The organism is Candidatus Sphingomonas phytovorans (assembly GCA_029202385.1).
Classification (GTDB): domain Bacteria; phylum Pseudomonadota; class Alphaproteobacteria; order Sphingomonadales; family Sphingomonadaceae; genus Sphingomonas; species Sphingomonas phytovorans.
The window spans coordinates 2,375,774-2,400,740 of the sequence record CP119314.1; the positions used below are offsets into that span (position 1 = coordinate 2,375,774).

Annotated in this window: 27 protein-coding genes; 17 read left to right on the top strand and 10 right to left on the bottom strand. The window is 64.8% G+C overall.

What is annotated here, in order from left to right:
• Window positions 1-31 precede the first annotated feature (31 nt).
• Entirely contained in the window at window positions 32-733 is a 702-nt protein-coding gene (locus tag P0Y59_10875) for an STN domain-containing protein (GenBank protein WEK02150.1), read from the bottom strand.
• Window positions 734-896: 163 nt separating this feature from the next.
• On the opposite strand from P0Y59_10875, the gene P0Y59_10880 reads away from it, so the two are divergent.
• Window positions 897-1,031 carry a hypothetical protein gene (locus tag P0Y59_10880; GenBank protein ID WEK02151.1) on the top strand — a complete coding sequence of 45 codons (135 nt, stop codon included), beginning with the start codon at window positions 897-899 and terminating at the stop codon, window positions 1,029-1,031.
• Window positions 1,032-1,043: 12 nt separating this feature from the next.
• On the opposite strand, the gene P0Y59_10885 is transcribed toward P0Y59_10880, so the two are convergent.
• Genes P0Y59_10885 through P0Y59_10895 form a run of 3 tightly spaced genes read right to left on the bottom strand, consistent with a single transcriptional unit; the run spans window position 1,044 to window position 2,423 of the window.
• Window positions 1,044-1,643, bottom strand: coding sequence for a lytic transglycosylase domain-containing protein (locus P0Y59_10885; GenBank protein WEK02152.1), 600 nt, complete (start codon window positions 1,641-1,643; stop codon window positions 1,044-1,046).
• Window positions 1,631-2,191 carry a S26 family signal peptidase gene (locus P0Y59_10890; protein WEK02153.1) on the bottom strand — a complete coding sequence of 187 codons (561 nt, stop codon included), beginning with the start codon at window positions 2,189-2,191 and terminating at the stop codon, window positions 1,631-1,633. The genes P0Y59_10885 and P0Y59_10890 overlap by 13 nt, the downstream gene beginning before the upstream one ends.
• A complete protein-coding gene (locus P0Y59_10895) occupies window positions 2,184-2,423 on the bottom strand; it encodes a helix-turn-helix domain-containing protein (protein WEK02154.1) in 240 nt (79 codons plus the stop codon). Before P0Y59_10895 ends, P0Y59_10890 begins: the two co-directional genes overlap by 8 nt.
• A gap of 197 nt (window positions 2,424-2,620) precedes the next feature.
• Here P0Y59_10895 and P0Y59_10900 point away from each other — a divergent pair, with 197 nt between their 5' ends.
• The 5 genes from P0Y59_10900 (at window position 2,621) to P0Y59_10920 (ending at window position 6,437) form a co-directional block, all read left to right on the top strand.
• Window positions 2,621-2,824, top strand: coding sequence for a hypothetical protein (locus tag P0Y59_10900; protein ID WEK02155.1), 204 nt, complete (start codon window positions 2,621-2,623; stop codon window positions 2,822-2,824).
• Between the two features lie 464 nt (window positions 2,825-3,288).
• Window positions 3,289-3,867: a hypothetical protein gene (locus P0Y59_10905; protein ID WEK02156.1), complete on the top strand. Its 579-nt coding sequence runs from the start codon at window positions 3,289-3,291 to the stop codon at window positions 3,865-3,867.
• A gap of 181 nt (window positions 3,868-4,048) precedes the next feature.
• Window positions 4,049-4,936, top strand: a complete 888-nt coding sequence (locus tag P0Y59_10910; GenBank protein WEK02157.1) for a hypothetical protein — start codon at window positions 4,049-4,051, stop codon at window positions 4,934-4,936.
• Window positions 4,937-4,960: 24 nt separating this feature from the next.
• On the top strand, window positions 4,961-6,103 hold the full coding sequence (locus P0Y59_10915) for an ATP-binding protein (GenBank protein ID WEK02158.1): 1,143 nt from the start codon (window positions 4,961-4,963) through the stop codon (window positions 6,101-6,103).
• Window positions 6,104-6,125: 22 nt separating this feature from the next.
• On the top strand, window positions 6,126-6,437 hold the full coding sequence (locus P0Y59_10920; GenBank protein WEK02159.1) for a hypothetical protein: 312 nt from the start codon (window positions 6,126-6,128) through the stop codon (window positions 6,435-6,437).
• Window positions 6,438-6,534: 97 nt separating this feature from the next.
• Here P0Y59_10920 and P0Y59_10925 read toward each other — a convergent pair whose 3' ends face one another.
• Both P0Y59_10925 and P0Y59_10930 read right to left on the bottom strand, forming a co-directional pair.
• Window positions 6,535-7,434 (bottom strand): HEPN domain-containing protein, encoded by a 900-nt coding sequence (locus P0Y59_10925; protein ID WEK02160.1) that lies wholly within the window; start codon window positions 7,432-7,434, stop codon window positions 6,535-6,537.
• A gap of 85 nt (window positions 7,435-7,519) precedes the next feature.
• Complete coding sequence (locus P0Y59_10930; protein ID WEK02161.1) at window positions 7,520-7,840, bottom strand: DUF736 domain-containing protein; 321 nt, start codon at window positions 7,838-7,840, stop codon at window positions 7,520-7,522.
• 643 nt (window positions 7,841-8,483) lie between these two features.
• On the opposite strand from P0Y59_10930, the gene P0Y59_10935 reads away from it, so the two are divergent.
• The 10 genes from P0Y59_10935 (at window position 8,484) to P0Y59_10980 (ending at window position 18,084) form a co-directional block, all read left to right on the top strand.
• On the top strand, window positions 8,484-8,813 hold the full coding sequence (locus P0Y59_10935) for a metalloregulator ArsR/SmtB family transcription factor (GenBank protein ID WEK02162.1): 330 nt from the start codon (window positions 8,484-8,486) through the stop codon (window positions 8,811-8,813).
• 10 nt (window positions 8,814-8,823) lie between these two features.
• Window positions 8,824-9,249 (top strand): arsenate reductase (glutaredoxin), encoded by a 426-nt coding sequence (gene arsC / locus P0Y59_10940; protein ID WEK02163.1) that lies wholly within the window; start codon window positions 8,824-8,826, stop codon window positions 9,247-9,249.
• Window positions 9,249-10,280 (top strand): ACR3 family arsenite efflux transporter, encoded by a 1,032-nt coding sequence (gene arsB, locus P0Y59_10945; GenBank protein WEK02164.1) that lies wholly within the window; start codon window positions 9,249-9,251, stop codon window positions 10,278-10,280. The genes arsC and arsB overlap by 1 nt, the downstream gene beginning before the upstream one ends.
• Entirely contained in the window at window positions 10,277-11,020 is a 744-nt protein-coding gene (gene arsH / locus P0Y59_10950; GenBank protein ID WEK02165.1) for an arsenical resistance protein ArsH, read from the top strand. Before arsB ends, arsH begins: the two co-directional genes overlap by 4 nt.
• 275 nt (window positions 11,021-11,295) lie before the next feature.
• Complete coding sequence (locus tag P0Y59_10955) at window positions 11,296-11,673, top strand: hypothetical protein (protein ID WEK02166.1); 378 nt, start codon at window positions 11,296-11,298, stop codon at window positions 11,671-11,673.
• Window positions 11,674-11,774: 101 nt separating this feature from the next.
• On the top strand, window positions 11,775-12,023 hold the full coding sequence (locus tag P0Y59_10960) for a hypothetical protein (GenBank protein WEK02167.1): 249 nt from the start codon (window positions 11,775-11,777) through the stop codon (window positions 12,021-12,023).
• Between the two features lie 133 nt (window positions 12,024-12,156).
• A complete protein-coding gene (locus tag P0Y59_10965; GenBank protein ID WEK02550.1) occupies window positions 12,157-13,341 on the top strand; it encodes a TolC family protein in 1,185 nt (394 codons plus the stop codon).
• The gene (locus tag P0Y59_10970) at window positions 13,338-14,576 is read left to right on the top strand and encodes an efflux RND transporter periplasmic adaptor subunit (protein WEK02168.1); all 1,239 of its coding nucleotides are present in this window, start codon (window positions 13,338-13,340) and stop codon (window positions 14,574-14,576) included. The genes P0Y59_10965 and P0Y59_10970 overlap by 4 nt, the downstream gene beginning before the upstream one ends.
• Window positions 14,573-17,719 carry an efflux RND transporter permease subunit gene (locus P0Y59_10975; GenBank protein ID WEK02169.1) on the top strand — a complete coding sequence of 1,049 codons (3,147 nt, stop codon included), beginning with the start codon at window positions 14,573-14,575 and terminating at the stop codon, window positions 17,717-17,719. Before P0Y59_10970 ends, P0Y59_10975 begins: the two co-directional genes overlap by 4 nt.
• Window positions 17,716-18,084: a copper-binding protein gene (locus P0Y59_10980; GenBank protein WEK02170.1), complete on the top strand. Its 369-nt coding sequence runs from the start codon at window positions 17,716-17,718 to the stop codon at window positions 18,082-18,084. The genes P0Y59_10975 and P0Y59_10980 overlap by 4 nt, the downstream gene beginning before the upstream one ends.
• A gap of 75 nt (window positions 18,085-18,159) precedes the next feature.
• Here P0Y59_10980 and P0Y59_10985 read toward each other — a convergent pair whose 3' ends face one another.
• From P0Y59_10985 to P0Y59_11000, 4 genes are all read right to left on the bottom strand, one after another.
• Window positions 18,160-18,747: a histidine phosphatase family protein gene (locus P0Y59_10985; GenBank protein WEK02171.1), complete on the bottom strand. Its 588-nt coding sequence runs from the start codon at window positions 18,745-18,747 to the stop codon at window positions 18,160-18,162.
• Window positions 18,748-18,997: 250 nt separating this feature from the next.
• Complete coding sequence (locus P0Y59_10990) at window positions 18,998-20,815, bottom strand: ParB N-terminal domain-containing protein (GenBank protein WEK02172.1); 1,818 nt, start codon at window positions 20,813-20,815, stop codon at window positions 18,998-19,000.
• 86 nt (window positions 20,816-20,901) lie between these two features.
• Entirely contained in the window at window positions 20,902-21,381 is a 480-nt protein-coding gene (locus tag P0Y59_10995; protein WEK02173.1) for a DUF2958 domain-containing protein, read from the bottom strand.
• 2 nt (window positions 21,382-21,383) lie between these two features.
• A complete protein-coding gene (locus P0Y59_11000; GenBank protein ID WEK02174.1) occupies window positions 21,384-22,355 on the bottom strand; it encodes a zincin-like metallopeptidase domain-containing protein in 972 nt (323 codons plus the stop codon).
• 638 nt (window positions 22,356-22,993) lie between these two features.
• Between P0Y59_11000 and P0Y59_11005 the strand changes: the two genes are divergently transcribed.
• Window positions 22,994-24,955 carry a TonB-dependent receptor gene (locus tag P0Y59_11005; GenBank protein WEK02175.1) on the top strand — a complete coding sequence of 654 codons (1,962 nt, stop codon included), beginning with the start codon at window positions 22,994-22,996 and terminating at the stop codon, window positions 24,953-24,955.
• Window positions 24,956-24,967 lie beyond the last annotated feature (12 nt).

The following is a 24,967-nucleotide window of genomic DNA, read 5'->3' on the forward strand; positions in this document are numbered from 1 at the left end:
CGCAGCGTGACGATGGCGGGCTTCGCGAAGGCTAGATGCCGATCACCGTGACATGGATCGGCTGTCGCATACCTGCGGGCGGAGATTGGCCGATGGCGACGCCTCCGATGACCCTGCGCAGCACGGCATCCAGCGCGGTCGTGCCGGAGGACTGGGTTACGCGTGTCTCGTTCACGGCGCCCTTGGAATCGACCCAGATATCGAGATCCATTCTATAGACCCGCCTGGCCGTTCGGGAATCCTCGGTCAGCGTCTTGCGGATTTTGGCGCGCACAAGTTGACCATAGCTGTTGAAATCCGGATGTTCCTCGCTGCCGGGCGGCACACTCACGTACAGCGTGTCGAGTACGAGCGTCATCTCGCCATTGCTGGAAGCTTTTCCCGGCATGCGACCGGCAAGAAGCGCGGTGACCGGCACCAAGGCGACATCCTTTCCGGTCGGAACCACCGTGAGATCGGTGCCGGCGATCAGCATGCGCAATGCGCTGTCGGCGGAGAAGAGGCCAATCACGGCACGAGACCGCAGATTCCTTGCGAGGCCGGCATCGTACATGATCTGCAGCCCAGCGACGGCCGCAAAGGCGATCAGAGCTGACTGCAAGGGTTGTGCGGGAATGTTGAAGAGATAGACCTTCGGTGCGCCGGCGCCTTGCCCTTCCGACGCGCCTGCCAGAGTCGCGCGCACCATTACGGTGCTGACGAAAAGGGCGAGAAAGGCGCGACGGGCAAGCACGGCTTGGTGCCCATACCGGTTCGGAACCGAGGATGCCCCTCCAAAAGAACCTCGTTGAGCCATTTCCTCTTTCGAACATCGCCAAACACGGCTCATTGCCGCCGCTCATATCTCATCGGGCGCGGTACAGGCCCTTTACGTATCGCGCGAGTATCATCCGCTTTTGTCAGCTGCGATACGGGCGCCTTCCGGCATTGCCGTTCATCGACCGCTGGTGCGCATGTCGGGCGGGACCTTTGCCCGGGAACAGGATGGCGGTGTGTTCATCGCCCGCCTCTCGCTGCCGATCCTCGGCTGACAGGCACCCCGCTCAGGGCCGTTTCAGGATCACAAACAGCGGCGACGTTGCCGCAGGCATCCTTCCACCGGCTTCGGTGAGAGCCGGTACAGGCATCGGCGGGATCACGAACAGGCCGGTATTTCCGCCTTCCGCCGGGCCGAAGCGTACCGCCGTCACGGTGGCGAGATAGGCGCGCGTTTCCCCGGGAAGTGGGCGCCCGGTCGCAAGGTAATCGCCATAACGGCCGGGTCCGGCGTTGTAGGCGGCGAACAAGCCAGGATAGCCGAACCGGTCGTACATCAGCCGAAGATAGAAGGCGCCGGCCAGGATATTGTCGCGCGGATTATAAGGGTCGGCGCCGAGGCCGAGTTGCGCCCGCATCGCCGTCCAGGTCGCCGGCATGAGCTGCATCAAACCCATCGCCCCTGCCCGGCTGGTGATCGGGCGCCCATGAAACATCGTCTGTCCGGCGCTTTCGGCGCTCATGACGCGTTCGATCCAGACGGCGGGCACCCCGAACCGGACCGATGCCTCGGCGACATAGGACCGCCAGCGCGCCAGCGGATCGGCATGGGCCGGCCCGCTCGCGATGAGCGCGACCGCGGCGATGGCCCGCGTCAAGGGAGCCATAATGGATAGGCCTTGCCGATGATGTCACGGCGCGCGGTCGGCCCGAAATAGCGCCCGTCGAACGACCCCGGATCGTCCATGAGCAGCAGCATCGCGCCGTCGCGCAGCAGCCGACAACCCTGCCATTGCGGCATCGGCCGGCCGGCGCTGTCGTGCCGCAGGCGCGACGCCACAGGCGCGCCGTTGACGGTGACGACAAGGCCGATCGCGCAGACTCGGTCGCCCGGTTCGGCCGCGATGCGCTTGATCAGCGGCACATTGGCCGGGAGGTAGCGCCGCCGCGCGGCGAGGCTCCGCCACGGTTCAACAAGACGGGCGACCACCATATCGCCGCGCTCGACGGGCACGTTGGGGGCGACGCGCCACAGGCCGATCGGCGCGCTGGCGCTCGCGTTCCACAAGAGGCGCGGCGACGGCGACAAGCCGATGGTGACGCCGAGCGCCGCGGCCAGGATCATTGTAGCGCCGGCAAGGCGAAGCCGTTTGCGGCGGCGGGTGCGATCGGCGCGCAACGCATCGCCGACGCCCCGGAGGGCAATATCATTCATGGTCGCCCGCCTCTCCCTGCCGCTGCGACCAGGCGTCCAGATCGTCGATATGGTAGCGAACATGCCGGCTGTGGCGGCGATAACGTGGTCCGGTCCCGGCGCTGCGATACTCTTGCAGCGTGCGGACTGACATGCCGAGATAAAAGGCGGCCTGTTCAGGGCTGACGAAGGGCGTGCCGTTGCGCGCGCGGGCGGCGCGGGCGATGGCGGCCTCGTCGGTCGGATCGGTCATGAGCGGCACCTTGCTGTGCGGCGCCTCCATGCGCCGCGTGGTGCGCGATCGATGGCCCCGAGCGGCCACGTCGGGCAGGGTCGGATTTGCCGTATGGCGAAATCGACCCCCGCCCGCTTGCATCAATGTTCTCTTTATGTTCTAATTTCCATCGTTCGCCGGCCATGACGGCGATTCGACATCGATGGAGACGAACATTGCAGCACGATGTGCGGCTGCGCGCCGCCGCGCGCGCGATCTATGATAGCTGCTATCCGGACGAGGATTGGGCGCCGGTCAACTTTGACGAAGCCGAGCGCCACGGCACGATCCATTACCGGCAGGCAGTCAGCGCCGCGCTCGAAGCGCGAGCAGCATTCGCGGCGCCGCTTCAGCCAGAACTGTTTGCGGTGATGCGTTAGCGGGGGGCACCCCACACCTCATGGCAAGTCAGGCACGTGATTTCCAATGTCGCGATGATGGATCATGTTTCTATTTGGTCGCGGCAGGGTTGGCGACCATCCATCAATGTCGCCACCTTGGCATGCTCCACAGCTCAGCCTGAGCTTTTGGTGCGATTTCCCATCTATTTGTTGAACGAAGATTTTTTGGGAAAAATCAGACGTTCATACTGTTGCCACCACACCTAAGAATGAGCAAGTTTTGTCGCAAGAGGTCTTACAGCCAACAAGAGCGAAAATCTGGATATCTTACACCTGAGTGCGAGCTGATAAATTATGATAGCATTCCCCTTCAGAATTCGCATTATTCCGTAGATGGTTTTCATTATTTGTAATTTAATCCACTAAGAAACATTATTTTTCAATGGAATTGAAGGCATCAAATGCTCTTGGAACAATGGGATCCACTCAGACGCAAATGGATTATGTACCGCACGCGGGAAGAACATAGCGCCGACTGCGCGAAGTATCCGATCGAAGCGGTGCCGCAGCGGATCTTCCTCGACACAAATGTTGTGAACCTGATGGTCAAGCAGCGCGCCAGTGTTTTCGAGCAGGAGCCGATCCCCGACACTCTGGAGCGGGAGGCTGCGATCGACACCGAGGCGCTTATGCATATCACGAGCATGGCGTTCCGTGGAGGCTGGGCCATGGTGGTGTCTGCTAAAACCATTGAGGAGATTTCACAGACGGTTGATGACGTCGTTCGTGAGGATCTCCTCGATTATGCCTTTGAAGTCGTGCACAGCGACCCAGAAGATACGGCCTATGCGGCCGATCTGGGTCGCCGCGTCGCCGATAGCCCCCTGATCGCGGCGCTGCCCGATAGGAACGATCGAGAATTGCTGGGCAATGCGATCGCATTTGGTTGCGATGTCTTTTGCACCCGCGACCATCGCACAATCGTGCGGAAGCGTGACTTACTTCCAAAGTTGCCCCTTCGGATACTCACACCGCGGGAATGGTGGTTTCATGTAAAGCCATGGGGAGGCTTGTTGGTTTGATTCGACAGCGATTGCGAATGAGCCGGTGTAAAATTGTCCCGCGCTTCCCAAAATCCGAATGCGTCTTCTAACGGGTGGTTACTGTTTAGACTATGCGTCTGCATCTGTGCGCAAGCACTAAAGCGACGAGCCGCCAAGGAAGGCTTTCGATTACGGCGAAGGGTGAGCGGGGAGAATCATCATGGCTTGGAAGGAAATATTGGGTCTAGCCGCCCTTGGATCGGTCGTTACAACCGCGGGCAGTTTGCTGGCGATGTATATCAAGGAGTTCGTAGCCACGCGATGGCTGGAGCGCTGGAAAGCCGAGCAAACCTTGCTAGGCATCTATCGTCGTTACCAATTGCCGATCTTCTTGGCTGCCGAAGAGCTCTCCGGTCGCCTCTACGGCCTGTCACGTGAGGGCAATGATCGCGACGAGCGCGATGTCGGGCTCGCAGTGTTGCAGGGGCCCGTCCGCCGGGAGCCGAATGCCACGGCAAGCGATCACTATATTCGCTATCGGTTCGTCAGCAACGTCTACCGGCTGTGCAGCTTTCTGGGCTGGGTCGAGCTTTACCGGCGCGACATCGGTACGCTTAATGTCGAGGCCCTCGACCGCAATCGCGCGCTCGATGCCTGCCTGCACAACATCCAGAGCGTGCTCGCCGATGGCTGGATCAACCAGCACCAGGATTGGCGCGACTGGCGCGACTGCCTGGTCTTTCGCGAGGAACAACGCGCCATCGGCCATGCGATGGCAGTGCCCGGGGATGGCCTGTGCGTCCTCGACTTCGGCACATTCACCTCGGCACTGGAAGGCAACCCTGATGGCAAGGCTACGACGCGCTGGTTCGTCCAGGCCGCGCAATTCTACGAATGCCTGAAGCGGGAGAAGGACTTCCGGCTGATACGGATGCGGATGCTCGTCGTGTACCTCACCGACCTGATGGAGCTTTTGCAACCGCTGCGGATAGATCGCGAGCATGTCGCCACCGCCGCGCGCTATCGACTGACATTCGACACCATAACCGGCGGGCCGAAATGGGTGCAGACACCGCTCCCCGGCGGCGCACTGCCGGTCCATATCTGAGCCAAGAGCAGGATAAGAAGCCCAATGTTCGAACAGCCCATTGAGACAATCGACGAAGCCGCGCTGATGCGCCTGATCGAGAACCAAGTCTCCGAAGGCCGCGATCTCGATTTCAAACGGGACCTGCCAGGCGGGAAGGACGAGGAGACCCGCGAGTTCCTGGCGGATGTGACCGCCTTCGCCAACGCACAGGGCGGCCACATCCTATTCGGCATGGGCGAGGTGAATGGCGTAGCGGCCAACCTGCCTGGCGTGGCGGTCGATGACCCGGATACCGCCATTTTGCGGCTGGAAACCAAGCTGCAGACAGGCGTCGAGCCGCGCGTGATCGGAGTACGCACTCGCTGGGTGCCGCTCGGCAATGGCCGAGGCGCGCTGATCTTGCGCATTCCTGGCAGCCTGAGTGCACCGCATCGTGTGACCTACAGAGGTGGAGCGCGCTTCTGGGGCCGCAACAGTCGCGGGAAATATGAGCTCGACGTCCATGATTTACGCCACGCATTCACTCAGTCGGCCCAGCTTCCACAGCAGTTTCGCCATCTGCACGCGGAGGCGGTCGCCGCGGCACAAGGCGCTGACATGCCGTTTGCGATCGAGGCGGTGCCGACGGCGGTAGTGTCGGTGGCTCCGCTCGGTCTGTTTCGCGAAGATCGTCGGATCCCGGTCTCGCGCGACAATGCGGTCGTACCGGTGCGAGTTGGCGCCTTTTCCGCGCTCGACACGATCGAGGGCGTACTGGTTCACCCGCCGATCAGCGATACGGGACGCGTTGGGTCCTATGCGCTGACCCACCGTACCGGTCGCACCGACTCTGCTTTCGTCATCGGGGGCGTGCGGCGGTATGAGGGGGCAGAGCATCGCACGGTCTGGCCAGCTATCTTCGAGCAAGGCCTGCAGGCGATGGCGGGGGCGACCCAGATGCAGCTTCGCCAACACGGCATCGAAGGACCTTGGGTGATCCTGACCAGCGTCTATGGTGTGAAAGGCTTCCGCATGATCCTAGGCGACGGCTATCCGACCAATGTAGCGTTTCGCGACACGATACTGCTCGGCCAACATATAGTCGAACGGATCGACGATGCCGTATTGATGCCGATCGCCGAAGCCTTCTGGCTACTGTTCGGCGTTCATCGCTTGAACGGCCGAGCGCTGGGCGCCGAGCGATAGCCCAAAGGACATAGGCACGACGATGACCAAGCAAAAGAACGCACTCGACGCCTTTGCTGCCCTTCGCCGATCACTGCAGGCCCGCGAGATGCTTGTCGCGCTGGAGCGGCACGGTGTTGGAAATGACGAGATTTTCTATCACTGGCTCGGCAGGATTGGCCTCGGTCCTTCGCATCGCGATCTGTCCGACCTGCTCGACCAGTTAGAAGCGGAAGGGTTTATCGAGACCGAACAGGTCGACCAGCACCGTGTAATCAAAGCTACACGAACGGGCATCGAGATCGCGCAGGCGCGAACCCAAGTCGAATGGATCGCCCGCAGCGACCCGCGGTAGCTCCGGTTCAGAACGTTGCGTGCGCCACGGGGGCCGGCTGTGTTGTTCCAAACCACCGGCTAGAACAGGACCATTTGCCCGTGCCCCTGCTCGACGCTTAGTCCGCCGTCAGCCTAGCCTCGGCAATCGCCTTGACCTCGGCCTGGAGCAGATCGACCCGCTCGACCAGCCATTCGAGTTCGGGGCCGGTGATCTTGTAGTGCGGCGAGTAGCGCGCCTTGACATAGGCTTGGCGCAATAGCTCCCAACAGCGATTGCCGAACCTGGTGCTGCGCGGCCAGATCGGAATGAGGTCGCGGGCGACGTTTTCGGCCTGTTCGCGCAGGAATTTGAGGTTGTGCGACTTGGGCGAGTAGAGCGTCAGCACCAGCAGCGTGGTGTGATAGAAATGCTCGGCGGCCTGATGCAGGAGAAAAGCCGCCCAGTTATTTGTGCCTTGTGCTATCGCACCCTTCGCAAGGGTGAGAGCTTCGGTCGCGCTCTTGAACCACTGATCGAAATGCGTCCGCGCTTCCTCGCGCGCAACCTCAGGTGACAGCGGCTGCGGCTTGTCGAACGCACGGTCGTCCATCTCGTAGAGCGCGATGCCGTCGCGGACGATGTCGATAAAGAACGGCCGGCCGCGCGAGAGCTGGAAGTTCACGTCCTGCATGGTGTGGACGATCACGCTGGTCTCGGCGGAGAGGCGTTTGAGGATCGCATAGTCGCGCATCAGGCGATCATCGACATGGCTCCAGATTTCGCCCGGCTCGAGCAGCCGCTCGTCATTGACCACGACGAGAATGTCGAAATCGGAATAATAACCGCTGGCGTTGTCAGCCACCCAGTCGCCGCGCGCATGCGATCCGTAGAGGATGACCTTGAGGATGCGGCCCTGCTTTTTCCATTTCTGGGTGGACAGCTTGGTCGCCTCCTCGAACTCGGCGAAGATGATTTCGACGATGCGCTTGAGGTCGCGTTGCTTCAGCGACGGAAGATGGTCGAGGTCGGTTTTCATCTGACGGGAATCCTAGCCGATTGGTGCGCGGTGACAATGAAAAGCGTGATCCCGCACCCGCCGGAGCGGGTACGGGACCGGCGGCTCAGTCGGCCGGGTTCCAGATGATGGCGAAGGCATCGTCATCGTCCTGGCCGGCGGCGCGGCCGAGATTGGCGTAGAGTCGGCGCGGGCCGAACTCCGGGGCGGCGAGGCTGAGCGACACATAGTCGTTGCCGGACATCTCGCTGCGGCGGAGCCACCCTGCCCCGATCTCCGCGCCGCTCGCCAGCACCCGATAGTCGGGATGGGCGTCGCTGGCCTTGCGGCTGTTGGGCACGATCTCGACGTCGGTGCGGATCGAGAGGGTGCGGATCTGGCCCTTGAAGCCTTCGCCGTTGCGGGTGACATAACCGATTGCGGGCATTGTTCGTCTCCTTGAAACGCGCCCGAACCGTTCGGGCGACAGGCGTGACCAAAAGGCCGGCAGAAGCCGGGCGCGCGAACCCGTCAGGGCCTTGAGCGAAGCGGAGGACCGGAGCGGCGAGGCTATTTGCAGCGCAGCGGCCGCGAGGAGCCTGCGTGGTACACGGGCGGGGAAATAGCTTTGCCGCGATGGTTTCGCGCGACCGGATGCCGGTCCAGGTCAAGCGCCGATGAGCCGCAACGCTCCGGGCAGATGCATAGATGATGCACTAGGCGCTCGGATTTCCATCCCGCAGACGTCATCACCAAGGCTGGCTGCGCCCCCTGCCCGCACCGCCGGGATACATCCGACAGCGTGCATGGGACAGCAGCTCTCCTTGGTCAGGGAGGAGTCCGGCGCGGTGACAGGCGGGGTTGGCAATTGTCCCAGCGGCCGTCGGGCAGGATGGCCACCCAGCTCGGCCAGGCGCGCTCGTTCGGCGACACGGAGAAGCAACCTCCGCCTCCCGCAAAACGGCACCGACTTAGGTTTGACGCTGCGCCAGCTTATAACGGAACAGCTGCGGCAACACGAAGCATAGCTATCGTATCGGGAATATCCGATGGGAATTGACTCGCCTTAAAACATCGGTATTTTCCGATGAATGGATACTGACTCGGCCCTCGCCGCGCTGGCGGCACTCGCGCATCCGACGAGGCTTGAAGCCTTCCGGCAGCTGATCCGCCATGAGCCTGACGGGTTGTCGACGGGCGCGCTCGTCGAGGCGAGCGGACTCAGCCAGAGCACTTTCTCGACCCATCTCGCGGTCATGGCGAAGGCGGGGCTCGTCATGACCGAGAAGCGGGGTCGTCAGCAGATCCAGCGCGCCAGCGTTTCCGCGCTGGTCGCGCTGATGACCTTCCTGGCCAAGGACTGTTGCGAGGGCCGCGCCGACCTGTGCGAGCCGCTGCTCGCCGAACTCACTTGCTGCTGAAGGGGCATCCGTGACCGACATCATCATCTACCATAATCCTGCCTGCGGGACGTCCCGCAACACCCTGGCGATGATCCGCAACGCCGGCATCGAGCCGCACGTCATCGACTATCTCAAGACGCCGCCATCGCGCGCCATGCTGCTCCTGCTGATCGCGCGAGCAGGCATGACGCCGCGCCAGCTCCTGCGCGAGAAGGGCACGCCCCATGCCGCCATGGGTCTCGGCGACGAGCGGCTGGATGACGACGCACTTGTCGATGCAATGATGGAACAGCCGATCCTGATCAATCGCCCGTTGGTGGTGACGCCGCTCGGCGTGCGGCTGTGCCGCCCGTCCGAGGCGGTGCTGGACATCCTGCCCGAGGCTCAGCTGGGCGCCTTTACCAAGGAGGATGGCGAGCAGGTTGTCGACGGCGCCGGACAGCGGGTGCGCTGATGGGGAGGTTCGAGCGCTACCTCACGCTCTGGGTGGCGCTGTGCATCGTCACCGGGATCGCGCTTGGGCAGGCCCTACCCGGCCTCTTCGCCGCGATCGCATCCGCCGAGGTCGCGCGGGTGAACCTGGTGGTTGCCGCTCTTATCTGGCTGATGATCGTGCCCATGCTGCTGAAGATCGATTTCGGCGCGCTCGGGTCAGTCCGCCAGCATTGGAAGGGCGTCGGCGTCACGCTGTTCGTGAACTGGGCGGTGAAGCCATTCTCGATGGCCGCGCTTGGAGCCATCCTCCTCGGCTGGCTGTTCGCGCCACTGCTGCCAGCCCGGGAAATCCCGTCGTACATTGCCGGTTTGATCCTGCTCGCGGCGGCACCGTGCACCGCCATGGTGTTCGTCTGGTCTAATCTGTGTGACGGCGAGCCGACCTTCACGCTCAGCCAGGTCGCGCTGAACGACCTGCTGATGGTTTTCCTGTTCGCGCCGCTGGTCGCGCTGCTCCTCGGCGTCGCCTCGGTGACCGTTCCCTGGGACACGTTGCTGTTGGCGGTGGGTCTCTACATCGTCGTCCCGGTGATATCGGCGCAGGTCATCCGTCGATCACTGCTCAGGTCGGGCGACCCGACGGCACTGAACCGGCTGCTCGCCGCGCTGGGTCCGGTCTCGCTCGCGGCGCTGCTGGCGACATTGGTGCTGCTGTTCGGCTTCCAGGGCGGGCAGATCGTCGCGCAGCCGCTGGTCATCGCCCTGATCGCGGTGCCGATCCTCGTTCAGGTCTATCTCAACGCCGGCATCGCCTATTGGCTGTCACGGCGTCTCGGTATCGCCTGGTGCGTCGCGGGGCCGGCCGCGCTGATCGGCGCCTCCAACTTCTTCGAGCTCGCCGTCGCCGCGGCGATCTCGCTCTTCGGCCTCAAATCCGGGGCTGCGCTCGCCACCGTCATCGGCGTCCTGGTCGAGGTGCCGGTGATGCTTTCCGTCGTCGCGATCGTGAAGCGCAGTCGTGACTGGTACCAAAGGAAACCTGCTTCGTGACCCGTGTTCGCCCCCTCCCCGACCCCGACCATCTGCCCGCGCTCGATCGCACCTTCGCGATCGCCCGACCCGCACTCGACATCGGCGATGATCAGCCGCCGCCACGCATCTTGCTGCTCTATGGCTCGCTGCGCGAACGCTCCTTTTCACGGCTCGCCGTCGAGGAGGCTGCGCGCCTGCTCCAGTTCTTCGGCGCCGAGACGCGCATTTTCGATCCCTCGGACCTGCCGCTTCCGGACCAGCTGGCGGGTGACGACCATCCCGCCGTCCACCAGCTGCGCGATCTGTCCATATGGTCGGAGGGTCAGGTCTGGTGCAGCCCCGAGCGGCACGGCCAGATCAGCAGCGTCATGAAGGCCCAGATCGACCACCTGCCACTGGAAATGAAAGGCATGCGCCCGACCCAGGGCCGTACGCTCGCCGTCATGCAGGTCTCGGGAGGCTCGCAGTCGTTCAACGCCGTCAACGCGCTCCGCCTCCTCGGACGCTGGATGCGGATGTTCACGATCCCCAACCAGTCCAGCGTCGCCACGGCGTACAAGGAGTTCGACGCGGCGGGCCGGATGAAGCCATCAAGCTATTACGACCGCATCGTCGACGTGATGGAAGAGCTGCTACGCATCACGGTACTGATGCGCCCGCACGCCACACAATTGGTCGATCGATATTCGGAGCGCAAAGCCGCTGGCGTGCGTATGATCGCGGAGGACCACTCCGCCGTGGCGATCGGTCGTAGTTGATCGCTCGTGCATGGGCGACCGTCAGGAGAATGCGAATGGTCCCCGCGCTTTCCCAACTCAGCTCGCGGCGGCAATCGGATCACGTCACCGAACCAGGCGAGGCGCGTGGAAAGAGATGATCCGTTCGCCCGCCATTCTGACAAGCCGATCACTCGGCCGAGGAGGGAGCACGCCCAAACCGGTTCCGACACTCCATTTATCGCAACATCCTGTAACCTTGGTTGGTCCGGTGACGAATTGACTCACATGATCCCGCAACGCATCAAGAGATAGTGTTGAAGCTGCTGCGCCATTTGCTGTGCCTCGGGCTGCTTTTCGGCCTTGCCGGGAACGGCGTGGCCGTGGCGGCGCCGTGCATCCTGATGGCGCAAGGGCAGCCGACGGCAGCGATGCCGGACATGCCTGATTGCCAGATGACGCAGCCCTGCGCGGACTGCGGGGCGAAAGGCGATGCCAGTCACAAGTCCGGCGCGGGCAAGGCGCCTGGCTGCATGGCAATGACGGCTTGCGCTGCGATGCTGGCGATGAAGGAGCCGGCTTCGACGGCTGCGGTCGGGCACCAGGCAACCGCGCTTGCCTTCTGGCCGGCGGCGTCGACGCTGGCCGGGCGCAACGTCGCGCCTGAACCGGAACCACCCACACTCCTTGGCTGAACCTTCGCGCTCGCGCGGCTGATCGGCTGTGCCCGTCTTCGGACGGCCGCCGCGATCGGTTCCCGCGTGCATCGACGGCGATTTACCCAAGGATAATCTCAATGACCAAGACGATCATGGCTGCCGTGCTGGCAGCGACGATGCTGGCCGCACCGGCCGCCCATGCCCAGTCCGCCATTCTCTCAGGCAAGGGCATCCCGACGATCTCGGCGCGGGAGCGTCAGGCGCAGCAGGCCTGGTGGGCGGCACGCACCCAGCGGCACGCCAAGCGGCACACGGTGGCGTGCATGGCGATGCCCGGATGCAGCGACGGGCGGATGATGCCCGCCGCTCCCTCCAACAAGGGCTGACGGTCTTCCGCCCGCAGCCCGCGTCTCGGCGCTGGCTGCGGGCGGTCGATCCGAATCCGTCCGCGAGGAGGCCAGCATGAGACTCTCCCTGTATTCGGCCCTGCTCGGGAGCGCGGTGATCGCGCTGCCGTCAATGGCGTTGGCCGCCCCCCTGACCTATGCCGATGCGCTGGCGCGTTCGGCCGCCGAGGCACCCAGCCTCAAGGCGCGCGCCGCATCGACCGACGCCGCGCGATCGTCGGCGATCGCGGCGGACCGGCTGCCCGATCCGACGCTCGATCTCGGCGTCTCGGGTTTTCCGGTGACCGGCCCCAACGCCGGCAGCTTTACGCGCGATGATTTCACCACCGCGACGATCGGGTTCAGCCAGCAATTTCCCAATCTCGCCAAGCGCCACGCGCGCGCCGAACGGGCGCGCGCCGAGATCGGGATCGCCGAGGGCGGCGAGCTGGTCGAGGGACGCATCGTGCGGCTCGAGACCGCGCTCGCCTGGGTCGACCTCTATTATGGTGAGCGGCGGCTCAAACAACTCGATCTGCTGACCGCAAGCCTTGAAGATCTCCAGAAGACGGTTACGGCGCGGCTCGCCTCGGGAAGCGCGCGGCCGAGCCAGGCGCTCGAACCCGAACAGCTTCGCGCCGCGGTCGCTGATCGCCGCGCCGAGATGATCGCGGTGATCGCCCAGGCACGCGCCCGGCTGGCGCGCTACACCGGCGACCCGAACCCCGAGATTGCGGGCGATCCACCGATGCTCGACCTCGACCCGATCCGGCTCCGCGCCGGGATCGACGCGCTCCCGGCGTTGCGCACGCAGGATGCGCGGATTGCCGCCGCCGATGCCGATGTACGGCTCGCCCATGCCGACAAACGGCCGGACTGGCGGGTCGGCGCATCCTATGGCCGGCGCGATCCACGGTTCGGTGACATGGCGTCGATTGGCGTGTCGATCGATCTGCCGCTGTTTGCCGGCAAGCGCCAGAATCCGAAGATCGATGCGAGCGCGAGCATGGCGCGCAGGAGCCGGCTCGACCGCGAGGCGCTGCGGCGCGAGCTGGTAGCGGCACTCGACGCCGATCTCGCCGACCATGTCATGCATCACGAACGGTGGCGCAACGCCAGCGACACGTTGGTACCGCTGGCGAAGCGCCGCGCCGAGCTCGACCGCGACAGCTATGCGGCAGGCAAGCTGGATCTCGGCACCGCGTTGCTGTCGACCTTGGCGCTCGCCGAAGCCGAGGTCGAAAAACTCAACCGCGAGGCCGACGTCGCGCGCGACGCCGTGCGTATCACCATCACTTATGGGGAGGAGCGGCCATGACGCTCGACAGGAATCAGGCATTCCGCCGGGGTGGATCACTGCTCGCGATGGCCCTCGTCGCCGGCGGTGCCGGTTATTGGCTGGGGCATCGAAACGACGGACCCGCACCAACCGCTGCCACCAGCGCGACCGATGGCAAACAGCCGCTCTATTATTACGACCCGATGTTCCCGAACCAGAAGTTCGACAAGCCGGGCAAATCGCCCTTCATGGATATGCAGCTTGTCCCCAAATATGCGGACGGCGGCGGCGCGGGCGGCGCGGCGGGCGTGACGGTCGATCCGGCGACACGACAGAGCCTCGGAATCCGCGTGGTCACGGCGAAGACGGGCTCGCTGGCCGCGACGCTCGACGTTACCGGTGCGATCGACTTCAACCAGCGTGACGTCGCGATCATCCAGGCGCGCTCCGGCGGATTCGTCAGCCGGGTCTATGCCCGTGCACCTGGCGATATTGTCCGCGCGGGCGCGCCGATCGCCGATCTGCAACTGCCGGACTGGGGCGGCGCGCAGACCGAATATCTGAGCGTCAGGAGGCTCGGCAAGCCTGATCTCATCGCGGCGGCACGTCAGCGGCTCCGGCTGCTGGGCATGTCCGACGGACTGATCACCAGCGTCGAGCGAACCGGTCGGCCCAACGGGATCGTCACCATCAGCACACCGATCGCGGGTGTGATCCAGACGCTCGGCGCGCGCGCCGGGATGACACTCGCCATGGGCCAGACGCTGGCGCAGGTGAATGGTCTCGGCACGATCTGGCTGAACGCCGCTGTGCCCGAAGCGCGCGCTGGCGACGTCCGCATCGGCCAGGATGCCTTCGCGACGCTGACCAGCTTCCCCGGCGAAACCTTTGGCGGCCGCGTGATCGCGATCCTGCCGACCGCACAGGCCGACAGCCGCACGCTGACCGTCCGCATCGAGCTGTCGAACCGCGGCGGGCGTTTACGACCCGGCATGTTCGCGACCGTGGCTGTCGGCGGCGACGCCAAACCGGCGCTGCTGGTACCAAGCGAAGCCGTGATCAGGACCGGCGCACGCGCGCTGGTGATGCTGGCGACCGGCGATGGCCGCTATCATCCGGCCGAAGTCCGGATCGGCCGCGACGCGGGCGGACAGACTGAGATCATCGCCGGGCTTGCCGAGGGCGAGAAGGTGGTCGCCTCGGGCCAGTTCCTGCTCGATTCCGAGGCGAGTTTGACCGGCATCGCGGTGCGGCCGATCGGAGGCAGGCCATGATCGAACGGATCATCCGCGCCTCGGTCAAGGCGCGCGGCTTCGTTGTGCTGGCCGCGCTGGTGCTGGTCGTGATCGGCATCTTTGCGGTCCGGACCACCCCTGTTGATGCGTTGCCCGATCTTTCGGACGTGCAGGTCATTATCCGCACGTCCTATCCGGGCCAGGCGCCGCAGATCGTCGAGAATCAGGTCACATATCCGCTCGCGACGACAATGCTCTCGGTGCCTGGCGCGCGCGTGGTCCGCGGTTATTCGTTCGTTGGCGACAGCTTCGTCTATGTGCTGTTCGACGACGGGACCGACCTCTATTGGGCACGCAGCCGCGTGCTCGAATATCTGAGCCAGGTACAGGGCCGCCTGCCGCCGGGCGCGACCGCGGCGCTCGGCCCCGACGCAACCGGGGTGGGCTGGATCTACGAATATGCGCTGGTCGACAGGACCGGTCGCCTCGATCTCCAACAATTGCGAAGCTTGCAGGACTGGTTCCTGCGCTACGAACTCAAGGCGGTCCCCGGCGTCGCCGAGGTCGCCAGCATCGGCGGCATGGTCAAACAATATCAGGTGCTGGTCGATCCGCAGAAACTGATTTCCTATGGCGTCACTCAGGCGGAGCTAACCGCGGCACTCAAACGCGCCAACTCGGAAACCGGCGGCTCGGTCGTCGAAATGGCCGAGGCCGAATATGTCGTGCGCGCGACCGGCTATCTCGCCTCGCTGGACGATTTCCGGAGCGTGCCGATCCGCACGACCACAGGCGGGGTGCCGGTGACGCTCGGCGATGTCGCGACGGTGCAAGTCGGCCCCGAAATGCGGCGCGGTATCGCCGAGCTGAACGGCGAAGGCGAAGTCGCCGGCGGTGTCATCGTCATGCGCCAGGGCAAGAATGCGCGCGAGGTAATCGACGGGGTCAAGGCCAAGCTCGTCGAGTTGCGCGCGAGCCTGCCGCCCGGCGTCGAATTGGTCACCACCTATGATCGCTCGGGGCTGATCGATCGTGCCGTCGACAACCTCACCGGCAAGCTGCTCGAGGAGTTCCTTGTCGTCGCCCTGGTCTGTGCGCTGTTCCTGTGGCACGTCCGCTCGGCGCTGGTCGCGATCCTGACCCTACCGCTCGGCATTCTCGCCGCGTTCGTCGTAATGCGCGTCCAGGGTGTCAACGCGAACATCATGTCGCTGAGCGGAATCGCGATCGCGATCGGCGCGATGGTCGATGCCGCCGTCGTGATGATCGAGAATGCCCATAAGCATCTCGAACGCTGGTCGCATGATCATCCGGGTGAAGAAATACGGGGTGACGAACGCTGGCGGGTGATCACCGGGGCCGCTGCCGAGGTCGGGCCGGCACTGTTCCTGAGCCTCCTCATCATCACCTTCTCGTTCATTCCGATCTTTTCGCTGCAGGGGCAGGAGGGCCGGCTGTTCGCCCCACTCGCATTTACCAAGACCTATGCGATGGCAGCGGCCGCGATCCTGTCGGTGACCCTGGTGCCGGTGCTGATGGGATGGCTGATCCGAGGGCGGATTCCAGGTGAGGAAACCAACCCGATCAATCGCTGGCTGGGGCGGGCCTATCGTCCGGCGCTTGACTGGATACTCCGCCGGCCGAAAGCGACACTGTTGATTGCGGGCTTGGTGTTCGCGTCGAGCGTCATCCCGATCAGCCAGACTGGCGGCGAGTTCATGCCGGCGATGAACGAAGGCGATCTGCTCTACATGCCCTCGGCGCTACCCGGCATTTCAACCGCCAAGGCGGCGCAATTGCTCCAGCAGACCGACCGGCTGATCAAGACCGTGCCCGAAGTGGATAGCGTGTTCGGCAAGGCGGGCCGCGCCGAGACCGCGACCGATCCGGCGCCGCTGGAGATGTTCGAGACGACGATCCGGTTCAAGCCGAAGGAACAGTGGCGGCCGGGCATGACCCAGGCAAAACTGATCGACGAGCTCGATGCACGCGTGAAGGTGCCCGGCCTCGCCAATTTCTGGATCCCGCCGATCCGCAACCGGATCGACATGCTGGCTACGGGCATCAAGAGCCCGATCGGGATCAAGGTGTCGGGCGGCGATCTCGACCAGATCGATCGGGTCGCACAAAGAATACAGGCGGTCGCCAGGACTGTGCCGGGTGTGAGTTCCGCGCTGGCTGAACGACCGAGCGGCGGCCGCTATATCGACGTGCGGATCAATCGCGCTGCCGCAGCACGCTACGGCATGAACGTCGCCGACGTGCAGGATGTGGTGTCGGGCGCAATCGGCGGTGCCACGATCGGCGAGGCCGTCGAGGGGTTGGCACGCTATCCGATCAGCGTCCGCTACCCGCGTGAGGTGCGCGACAGCCCCGAAAAACTCGTCAACCTCCCGATCCTGACGCCATCAAGGCAGCAGATCACCCTGGGCACGCTCGCGGACGTTCGGGTTGCCAGCGGTCCACCGATGCTGCGCAGCGAGAATGGCCGGCCGGCGACCTGGATCTATGTCGACGCACGCGGGCGAGCACTGACCGATATTGTTGGCGACCTGCAGCGCAGCATCACGGCGAAGGTGCCGCTGCCGCCCGGCATCAGCGTCACCTATACCGGCCAGTTCGAGTTCCTTGAGCGCGCGATGGAGCGGTTGAAGATCGTGGTGCCAGCCACGCTCGCGATCATCTTCCTGTTGCTCTACCTGACCTTCCGTCGGCTCGACGAGGCCGCACTGATCATGGCAACGCTGCCCTTCGCGCTTACCGGCGGCGTCTGGCTGCTCTGGCTGATGGGTTACAACCAGTCGGTCGCAACCGGCGTCGGGTTCATCGCGCTGGCAGGCGTTGCCGCCGAGTTCGGCGTGGTGATGCTGATCTATCTGAAGCACGCGCTCGCCGAGGGCGGTGATGCGCCCGATACCGTGCAGGTCGAGAGCGCGGTGCGCGAGGGTGCGCTGCTACGTGTCCGTCCCAAGGCAATGACGGTGGCGGTGATCCTTGTCGGCCTGCTGCCGATCCTGCTCGGCTCTGGCACGGGTTCCGAAGTGATGAGTCGAATCGCCGCCCCGATGGTCGGCGGCATGCTGACCGCGCCACTGCTCTCGATGTTCGTCATCCCTGCCGCTTACCTGCTCATGCGGCGGCGGCCCGCACCCGTTCCCAGCCCGGAAGGAAAAGTCCCATGAAACCCGTCTATTTGATTGCCGTGATTGCCACCGCCATGCTGCTGCCTGCTTGTGGCCCGACAACCGAGACAACGACCACCGGACAATCGACGGCGACCAATGACACCGCCGCGATGCGCGATATGGCGATGCCCGCCGACGCGAAGATGGCCAGGAGCACCGGTACGGTCACAGCGATCGACACGGCAGCAGGCAAGATCACGCTTGCCCATGCGGCAATCCCGGAGGTGAACTGGCCGCCGATGACGATGACGTTCGGCACCAAGCTCGAAATCCTCAACGGCGTTGCGGTTGGCGACAAGATCGCGTTCGACGTCACGATCAAGGACAATGTCGGCGAAGTGACGGCCGTTCATAAACAATAGCGCAGGATCATATCGTCAGGGTGCAAGCGCGATAGAGGCGTGCGCCCTGCCCGGCGCATTATTCCACGACGCTCGTCAGGTAGGGATGGACTCAATCCGCCCCTTCGACAATTGCCAGATCACGTCCTGCGGGACCGGCAAACCAAGAGCATCGTCCCTGGTCATGCCGAGGTACGTGCCTCGAATGAGGCGCCCTATCAGTCCATGGGATACGGCAAGGGTCACACCCTGCAAATCATTCAGCCATTGAGTGACGCGGGCGTTGGCGGCATCGTAGCTTTCTCCGTCCGGCGATCGAAAGAACCAGTCGAACGGCGTGGTGTCGTCCAATAAGCCCGGCCATTGAGCGTCGATGTCAACATGCGTCAGGCCATCCCACGATCCTATTGAAACCTCCGCGATGCGATCATCGCACTGCACTTCCGGAGAAATGCCGAAGCTCTTTATGATTGCGGCGGTTTCACGCGCCCGTCCCAGCGGGCTGGCGAACAGGGTCTCAAATTCAGTGCCCATCGCCGAGAGCCGCCTGCCGCACGCCCCTGCCTGCGCTACACCCTTGTCGGTCAGCCGAGAGTCGAGCTTGCCCTGGAAGCGGCCAGCAGCGTTCCATTCAGTTTCGCCGTGACGGACAAGATAGATTTCGGTTTGCCGTGAAACTGCCAAGTAACATCTCCGATGTCGGTTCTAACATTCTACGACAGACAACGGACGACCGTTGCGGGGCCACCCTACAAGCTGGTTCAATGACCACAAATGGGGCGGACGCGGTCACCCCCACCGACCGATCCGCGATCTGACAAAAAAATCCCGCGCGCCCGAGCACCTGCAAGGCGCGAGGGCGCGCGGCCGGATGTCAGCCCCCTCCCCCTAAAAAGGCCCGGGCGGGCGGCAGGAACCGCCCGCCCGGCGAGAATCACGCCGCAAGCGGCAGCGGCTCGACCGCCGCCGGGGCCGGCGTGTCGGGCGGCTCGGGCTGGTTGTCGTTACGTGCGTCCTCGGCCTCCGCGTGCGCCGCGACCGACGCGACCCCGCCACGCGGCGTGTAGTGAGCGGGCGGAAAGGCCAGCCAGCGCGGCACCCAATTCTCGACCCTGGCGCGGCCCTCGCTGCCGTCGAGATGCGCGCGGATGATGCGCGTCATCGTCTTGCCCTTCTCATTGGCATTGGCCCCGGCGATGGTGGCGCCCGCCACCTCGGCCATCATCGCGCGCAGCACCTCCTTGTCGCGGACCAGCTCAAAAAACACGTCGTCCGCCTGCCACACCGGCGCCATGTCGACCTTGAGTTCGGTGCCGAGCGCGTCGACCAGCGGGCTGCGCGCGTCGAGGGTCTCGCCGACGACAATGGCGAGGGCATCCATCACCGCGATGTCCGGCAACTCCAGAAGCCGCAGGAATACCCCGGTCGCGCCGTACATCCCGACATCGCCGTGCGTGACGGTCGGGGTGTCGGGATCGAAGCCAAGCAGGGCCAGCACGGCACGGCGCTGCTCGTCGAACCGGGTTTCGGCGGGGACATTCTCGATGCTTTCGCGCACCGCGTCGTTGCGCGACGCTTGCGGTTCGACCCTGACCGTCCAGAGTGGCGACCCGGCGACAGCCTGAGCGACCATGACGCGCAGCGCGATCCCATTATGCCCGATCAGCGCCGCGCGGACGGCAGCGTGACGGTGGAGCGCGATATAGTCCTGCATCGCGGCGGTCACCTCGGGCCTGACGGCCTTGGCGGTCGCGGTCTCCTTCTCGCCGCCTTCGGCGAGGCGCCGCGCTTCCTTGCGCGAGACATAGCCTTCATGGATGACGACCTCGCCCGAACCGCGCACGTCGAAATAGACCCGCCCGCCCTTGCGCTTGGCCGCTTTCTCATAGTCCCATGCCGCGAATTGCCCGGTCACCGGCACGATCACCGCATCGGCCCAGCCCGCCGCGCGCACCGCCTCGGCGCGCTCCTCGACCGCCGCGTTCTGCGCTGCCCAGAAGGCGTCGCCATCGGCGAAATAGGCATCGTCGCCGAACAGGTCGGTGACGGTCGCAAGGCCGCTCGCCGCCACGTCGAACAAGGCGTGCCTGACGGCGATCGACTGACCGCCGAACAGCCATGCCTTCAGCTGGCGTCCGACCGGGCAATAGGCTTTCGGGTCACCGGCCAGCGCCAGCCAGGATTTCTGCTGGCTTTTGCTGGCGAGGGTCAGGTGCCGGACAGTCGTCGTGTCGATCTCCTCCCGGCGATAAAGATCGCGGATGCGCGGCAGGAGGTTGCCGAGCGCCAGCACGCGCTTCACGGCGAGGTCGGGCAGGCCGAAGGTCGCGGCGATCTCGTCGGTGCTGCGGCCCTCTTTCACCAGCCGGGTGAAGCTTTCCCACTGAGTCACCTCATCGGGATCGAGCCGGGCGATATTCTCGATCAGCGACGCCTCGATGGCGTCGGCGTCGTCGCCCGCGTCGAGGATCGCGCAGGGCATCGGCTCGACGTCGCTCCCCGCCGCGCGGCGTTCGTCTGCGACGATCAGCGCGGCATGATAGCGTCGCGCGCCAGCGACGATTTCGAACGTGTCGGGACGCTCCCCCTCGACCGGGTCCGCGACGGGATGGGCGCAGACCAGCACCGGCACGACGACGCCGCGCTTGCGCACGGTCGGCAGGATGTCGGTCACGTCGGGTGCCTTTCTGGCATAGCGCATATTGGCCTTGCTGACCGACAGCTTGCCAAGATCGATGAAGTCGAGTTTCATGATATTGCTCCTTCGCGAGTGCCGGTCCCGTCGAACAGGGGTTGCGAGACGGGATCGGCTTGAAGCGGGCGAGACGCGCCCGCGCGTCAGCCGTCCTCGGGGTCCGGGGGCGGAAGCGGGTCGGGAAGCGACGCGGGCGCGTCGTCCAGCATCGGGGGTGCCGAGGCCTGTGCGCGGTGGTGCGCCTCGACCGGGCCGAGCAACTGCGCCGCCGACAGGATCGAGCCCGCGTGGCGCGCGGTGTCGGCCCAGACGGAGAGCGGCACGGCACTGGCAAAACCGCGATCACGCTCGATCCCGAGGCCGAACGGCAGGCGTACCGCCGCGATCTCGGACAGGCTGAAAGAGCCGAGTTCGGGACAGCCGAACCCCAGATCGGCGAGGCCGAACAAGGTGTCGCCATCGGCATCGAGTTCGGTCGCGAGCCATGTCGCCGCGCTCAGGGGCGAGAAGAATTTGACGACCGGCACGGGGTCCGGTTCGCGGCGGTCGGTGCGTTGCGCCTCAAGCTGCGCGTCCGCATTGGCGCGGAGCGCGGCGCGCAGTTCCGGGGTGAGCAGTTCCATGGTCAGCACTCCCCAGCGAGCAGGGGGGCCGCGCCTTCGCGGTGGCGCGCGAGCAGCCAGTCGGCGGCCTTGCTCGCGGCGGACGCGGCGCGGAAGATCGCGCGGCTGTCCTCGCGCAGCACGGCGAGCCAGCTGCCGAGATAATCGGCATGGCGCACGGTCGGCACGATGCCGAGCGCGGCGCACAGAAAGGCCGAGCCCATTTCGGCGACCAGTTCCTCGCGGGCATAGTCCTTGCTGCCGAAGCTGGCGGTCAGCTCGCGGTTCAGCCGCGAGGGATGGCCGGTCGCATGGGTCAGTTCATGCAACGCGGTCCGATAATAGTTGATCTGGTCGAAGAAAGCGGGCTGTGGCGGGACGACAATCGCGTCCAGCGCGGGGGCGTAGAAAGCCCGGTCGCCGCGAATGAAGAAATCGACGCCCGATGCCGCGATAACTTGCTCCGCGACGGGCACGATCTCGCGTTCGGGCAACGGTGCCGGGTCGGCGGCGAGGCCGGGGCGCAACCCTTCGCACTGCGCGATGTTGAACACCGTGAAGCGTTTGAGGAAGGGCACGCTCCGCGCGTCCTCGCCGCTCTCCCGCGCCCGTTCCTTCTCGGCCTCGGGGGTGAAGCGGTCGGCATAGACCACGGTCACGCCATGCTCGCCCTTGCGGACGCATCCGCCAGCCTCAAGGGTCTGTCGGAAGGTCAGCCAGCTTTGCGAGGGCCAGCCCTGTTCGATGACCGCGCCCCACAGGATCAGGACATTCACCCCTGAATAATTGCGGGCGGTGAGCGCGTTGCGCGGCAGGTCGGGACCGCTGCCCCCGGCGCGGCCCCAAGGCTGGACCCAAGGAAAGCGGCACACCTCCAGTTCGGCGATGATCCGCTGCGTCACCTCGTCATAGATATTGGCATGGCTGGTCGCGGGAGCGGGTGCCGTCTGGCTCCCCCGCTTGCCGCGCGCGCCGCGCTTGTTGCCGTGTGCCATCGCAAGCCTCCAACGCCGCCCGCAAAAACCCCATGGCCTTCCCCGGAAGACCCCATGGGAGGGGTCCAGACCGGGCCACACACGACACCACATCGCGCGTTCCTGGCCCCGGTCGGGGGTGGGCGGCAGGTGCTACCGAAAAGGCCCGCTGCGCGCGGCGGGCCGCACCCGAAGGGCCGAAACGGAGTGGAGGACATGAGCGAAGCGAATGTTGCGGCACGCCGAAGCGGGCCTAGCAGGAAGCACCGCCCACCCCCGACCAAAGGCCAGGACTCAAACAACGCCATCGCGGCACGCGATGACCGCAGATGCTTGACCATGATGATATCGAGCCGACGTCCGTCTCGGACATCGGCGACTATATTCGAGGCCGACATGGACATGATCGATGCAGTGAGCGACGCGCCAATTCAGACGACGATCTCAGCGACCTTCTTCTCGATGCGATCAGATCGAAAGCGGAGGCGAAAACTGGACGGGTGTTCCCGTTCGTGTCGACCCAGGAGGCCGGGCTCGACGGGGTCTGGATTCAACCGTGCAACGAGCTATTGACCCTGTAGTAGCTACAGCCTTTATGGACCTGCCTCAACGCGGCCGTGGCATTGCGGCGTCGCGAGATGCAGGGGCTGTCACCATATATGGTTCGCGTTCGTAGATCAGCATCAGTCGCTGCTTTCATCATCGCCGCTTCGTTCGGTGCCCCGCTGCTGGCCCAGGATCAAAAGCCGGCCATCACTGAAAGCGACGGTGAGGATATCGTCGTTCAAGCGACGCGCTCCGGGCGCAGCGCGGACAAGGAGCCGATCCGCGTCGAGGTGCTCGATCGCGACGAGATCGACGAGAAACTGATGATGACGCCTGGCAACATTGCCATGCTCGTCAGTGAAACGCCCGGCATCAGGACACAGATCACCTCACCCTCCCTTGGCGCAGCCAACATCCGCATCCAGGGGCTGAAGGGTCGCTACACCCAGCTCCTCTCGGACGGCCTGCCGCTCTACGGCGGACAGCTTCCCGCCATCGGCTTGCTGCAAATCCCGCCGACCGACCTGGGACAGGTCGAGATCATCAAGGGGGCGGCCTCCGCATTCTATGGCCCTTCGGCCTTGGGCGGCGTCATCAATCTCGTCTCGCGCCGTCCCGCGCCCGAGCCCGAGGCCGACATCCTGCTCAACACGACCAGCCTCGGCGGGCAGGATGCGACCGCTTATGCATCAACGCCCCTGGCGGGCGGCTGGAGCGCCTCCGTCACCGGCGGCTATGATCGCCAGAGCGTTCAGGACCTGAACCGCGATGGCTGGGCGGACGTACCGGGCTATAATCGCTGGACGCTCCGACCGCGTCTTTTCTGGAGGGGATCGAGCGGCGCCAAGCTGTTGATCACCGTTGGCGGCATGACCGAGCAACGCGACGGCGGCACATTGCCGGGCCAGGTCGCGCCCGACGGTTTGCCTTTTCGCCAGACCCTCGACAGCAAGCGCCTCGACGCCGGCATCGTCGCCGACCTTCCGCTAGCGCCGGGCGAGCTTCACCTCCGCGCCTCCGGCATGACGCAGAGGGATGACCACCGCTATGGCGACACCATTGAGGATGATCGCCGCCGCAGCTTCTTCGGCGAGGCATCCTTCACCGCCAAATCTGGTGGCACCTCCTGGCTGGTGGGCACTGCCTTCCAGGCCGACCTGTTCCGTTCTCTCCAACTTCGCGATCTGGAATATACCTACACCGTCCCGGCATTATTCGGGCAGGTGGAACAAGTAGTGGCGGACCGGGTCACACTCGCCGGCAGTGCCCGATGGGATGCCCACAGCGAATATGGTTCGAGGATCAGCCCGCGCCTATCGCTGCTCTACCGTCCCGGCCGATGGACGATACGCGCGTCGGTTGGGCGCGGCTTCTACGCGCCGACGCCGTTCGTCGAGGAACTGGAGGAGCCGGGCCTGTCGCGGCTTGAGCCGTTGGGCCGACTGAAGGCAGAGACGGCTGATACGGCATCGGTGGACATCGGCTATCGGGCCGGACCTTTGCAGGCCGGCCTGACCTTGTTCGGCTCGAATATCAGCCACGCGGTTCAACTCGCCGATGACGGCCCCGATCATGTCAGGCTGATCAACGCCGATGGCCTTACCCGCACGCGCGGTGCCGAGTTGCTGCTGCGCTACCGGCTGGGCGACTTCAATGTCACCGGCAGCTACGTCTATGTCGACGCGAGCGAACCGAACCCTGGTGGTCTGGGCAGGCGGGCCGTCCCGCTTACACCGCGCCACTCGGGCGGGCTGGTCGGGAGCTGGGAGAAGGAAGGCAAGGGCAAAATCGGGCTGGAAGCCTATTATACCGGCCGACAGGAGCTGGAGGACAACCCCTATCGGAGCAAAGGCAAACCCTATTTCCAGCTCGGTGCGATGGCCGAGATCATCCTCGGCAAGGTCAGCCTGTTCATCAACGCCGAAGACCTGCTCGACATCCGACAGACCAGATATGATCCGCTGCTCCTGCCACAGCGATTGCCAAGCGGCGCGTGGACGGCGGATGCCTGGGCGCCGCTTGAAGGACGTGTTGTGAACGGAGGCGTCCGCCTCCATTTCGGCGGATCGAGATGAGATCGAGAATGT

Coding starts and splice junctions, on each gene's coding strand:
- P0Y59_10885 (WEK02152.1), bottom strand. CDS start 1,643: ATGGCTCCCTTGACGCGGGCCATCGCCGCGGTCGCGCTCATCGCGAGC.
- P0Y59_10890 (WEK02153.1), bottom strand. CDS start 2,191: ATGAATGATATTGCCCTCCGGGGCGTCGGCGATGCGTTGCGCGCCGAT.
- P0Y59_10895 (WEK02154.1), bottom strand. CDS start 2,423: ATGACCGATCCGACCGACGAGGCCGCCATCGCCCGCGCCGCCCGCGCG.
- P0Y59_10905 (WEK02156.1), top strand. CDS start 3,289: ATGTACCGCACGCGGGAAGAACATAGCGCCGACTGCGCGAAGTATCCG.
- P0Y59_10910 (WEK02157.1), top strand. CDS start 4,049: ATGGCTTGGAAGGAAATATTGGGTCTAGCCGCCCTTGGATCGGTCGTT.
- P0Y59_10915 (WEK02158.1), top strand. CDS start 4,961: ATGTTCGAACAGCCCATTGAGACAATCGACGAAGCCGCGCTGATGCGC.
- P0Y59_10920 (WEK02159.1), top strand. CDS start 6,126: ATGACCAAGCAAAAGAACGCACTCGACGCCTTTGCTGCCCTTCGCCGA.
- P0Y59_10925 (WEK02160.1), bottom strand. CDS start 7,434: ATGAAAACCGACCTCGACCATCTTCCGTCGCTGAAGCAACGCGACCTC.
- P0Y59_10930 (WEK02161.1), bottom strand. CDS start 7,840: ATGCCCGCAATCGGTTATGTCACCCGCAACGGCGAAGGCTTCAAGGGC.
- P0Y59_10935 (WEK02162.1), top strand. CDS start 8,484: ATGGATACTGACTCGGCCCTCGCCGCGCTGGCGGCACTCGCGCATCCG.
- arsB (WEK02164.1), top strand. CDS start 9,249: ATGGGGAGGTTCGAGCGCTACCTCACGCTCTGGGTGGCGCTGTGCATC.
- P0Y59_10960 (WEK02167.1), top strand. CDS start 11,775: ATGACCAAGACGATCATGGCTGCCGTGCTGGCAGCGACGATGCTGGCC.
- P0Y59_10965 (WEK02550.1), top strand. CDS start 12,157: ATGGCGTTGGCCGCCCCCCTGACCTATGCCGATGCGCTGGCGCGTTCG.
- P0Y59_10970 (WEK02168.1), top strand. CDS start 13,338: ATGACGCTCGACAGGAATCAGGCATTCCGCCGGGGTGGATCACTGCTC.
- P0Y59_10975 (WEK02169.1), top strand. CDS start 14,573: ATGATCGAACGGATCATCCGCGCCTCGGTCAAGGCGCGCGGCTTCGTT.
- P0Y59_10980 (WEK02170.1), top strand. CDS start 17,716: ATGAAACCCGTCTATTTGATTGCCGTGATTGCCACCGCCATGCTGCTG.
- P0Y59_10990 (WEK02172.1), bottom strand. CDS start 20,815: ATGAAACTCGACTTCATCGATCTTGGCAAGCTGTCGGTCAGCAAGGCC.
- P0Y59_10995 (WEK02173.1), bottom strand. CDS start 21,381: ATGGAACTGCTCACCCCGGAACTGCGCGCCGCGCTCCGCGCCAATGCG.
- P0Y59_11000 (WEK02174.1), bottom strand. CDS start 22,355: ATGGCACACGGCAACAAGCGCGGCGCGCGCGGCAAGCGGGGGAGCCAG.
- P0Y59_11005 (WEK02175.1), top strand. CDS start 22,994: ATGGTTCGCGTTCGTAGATCAGCATCAGTCGCTGCTTTCATCATCGCC.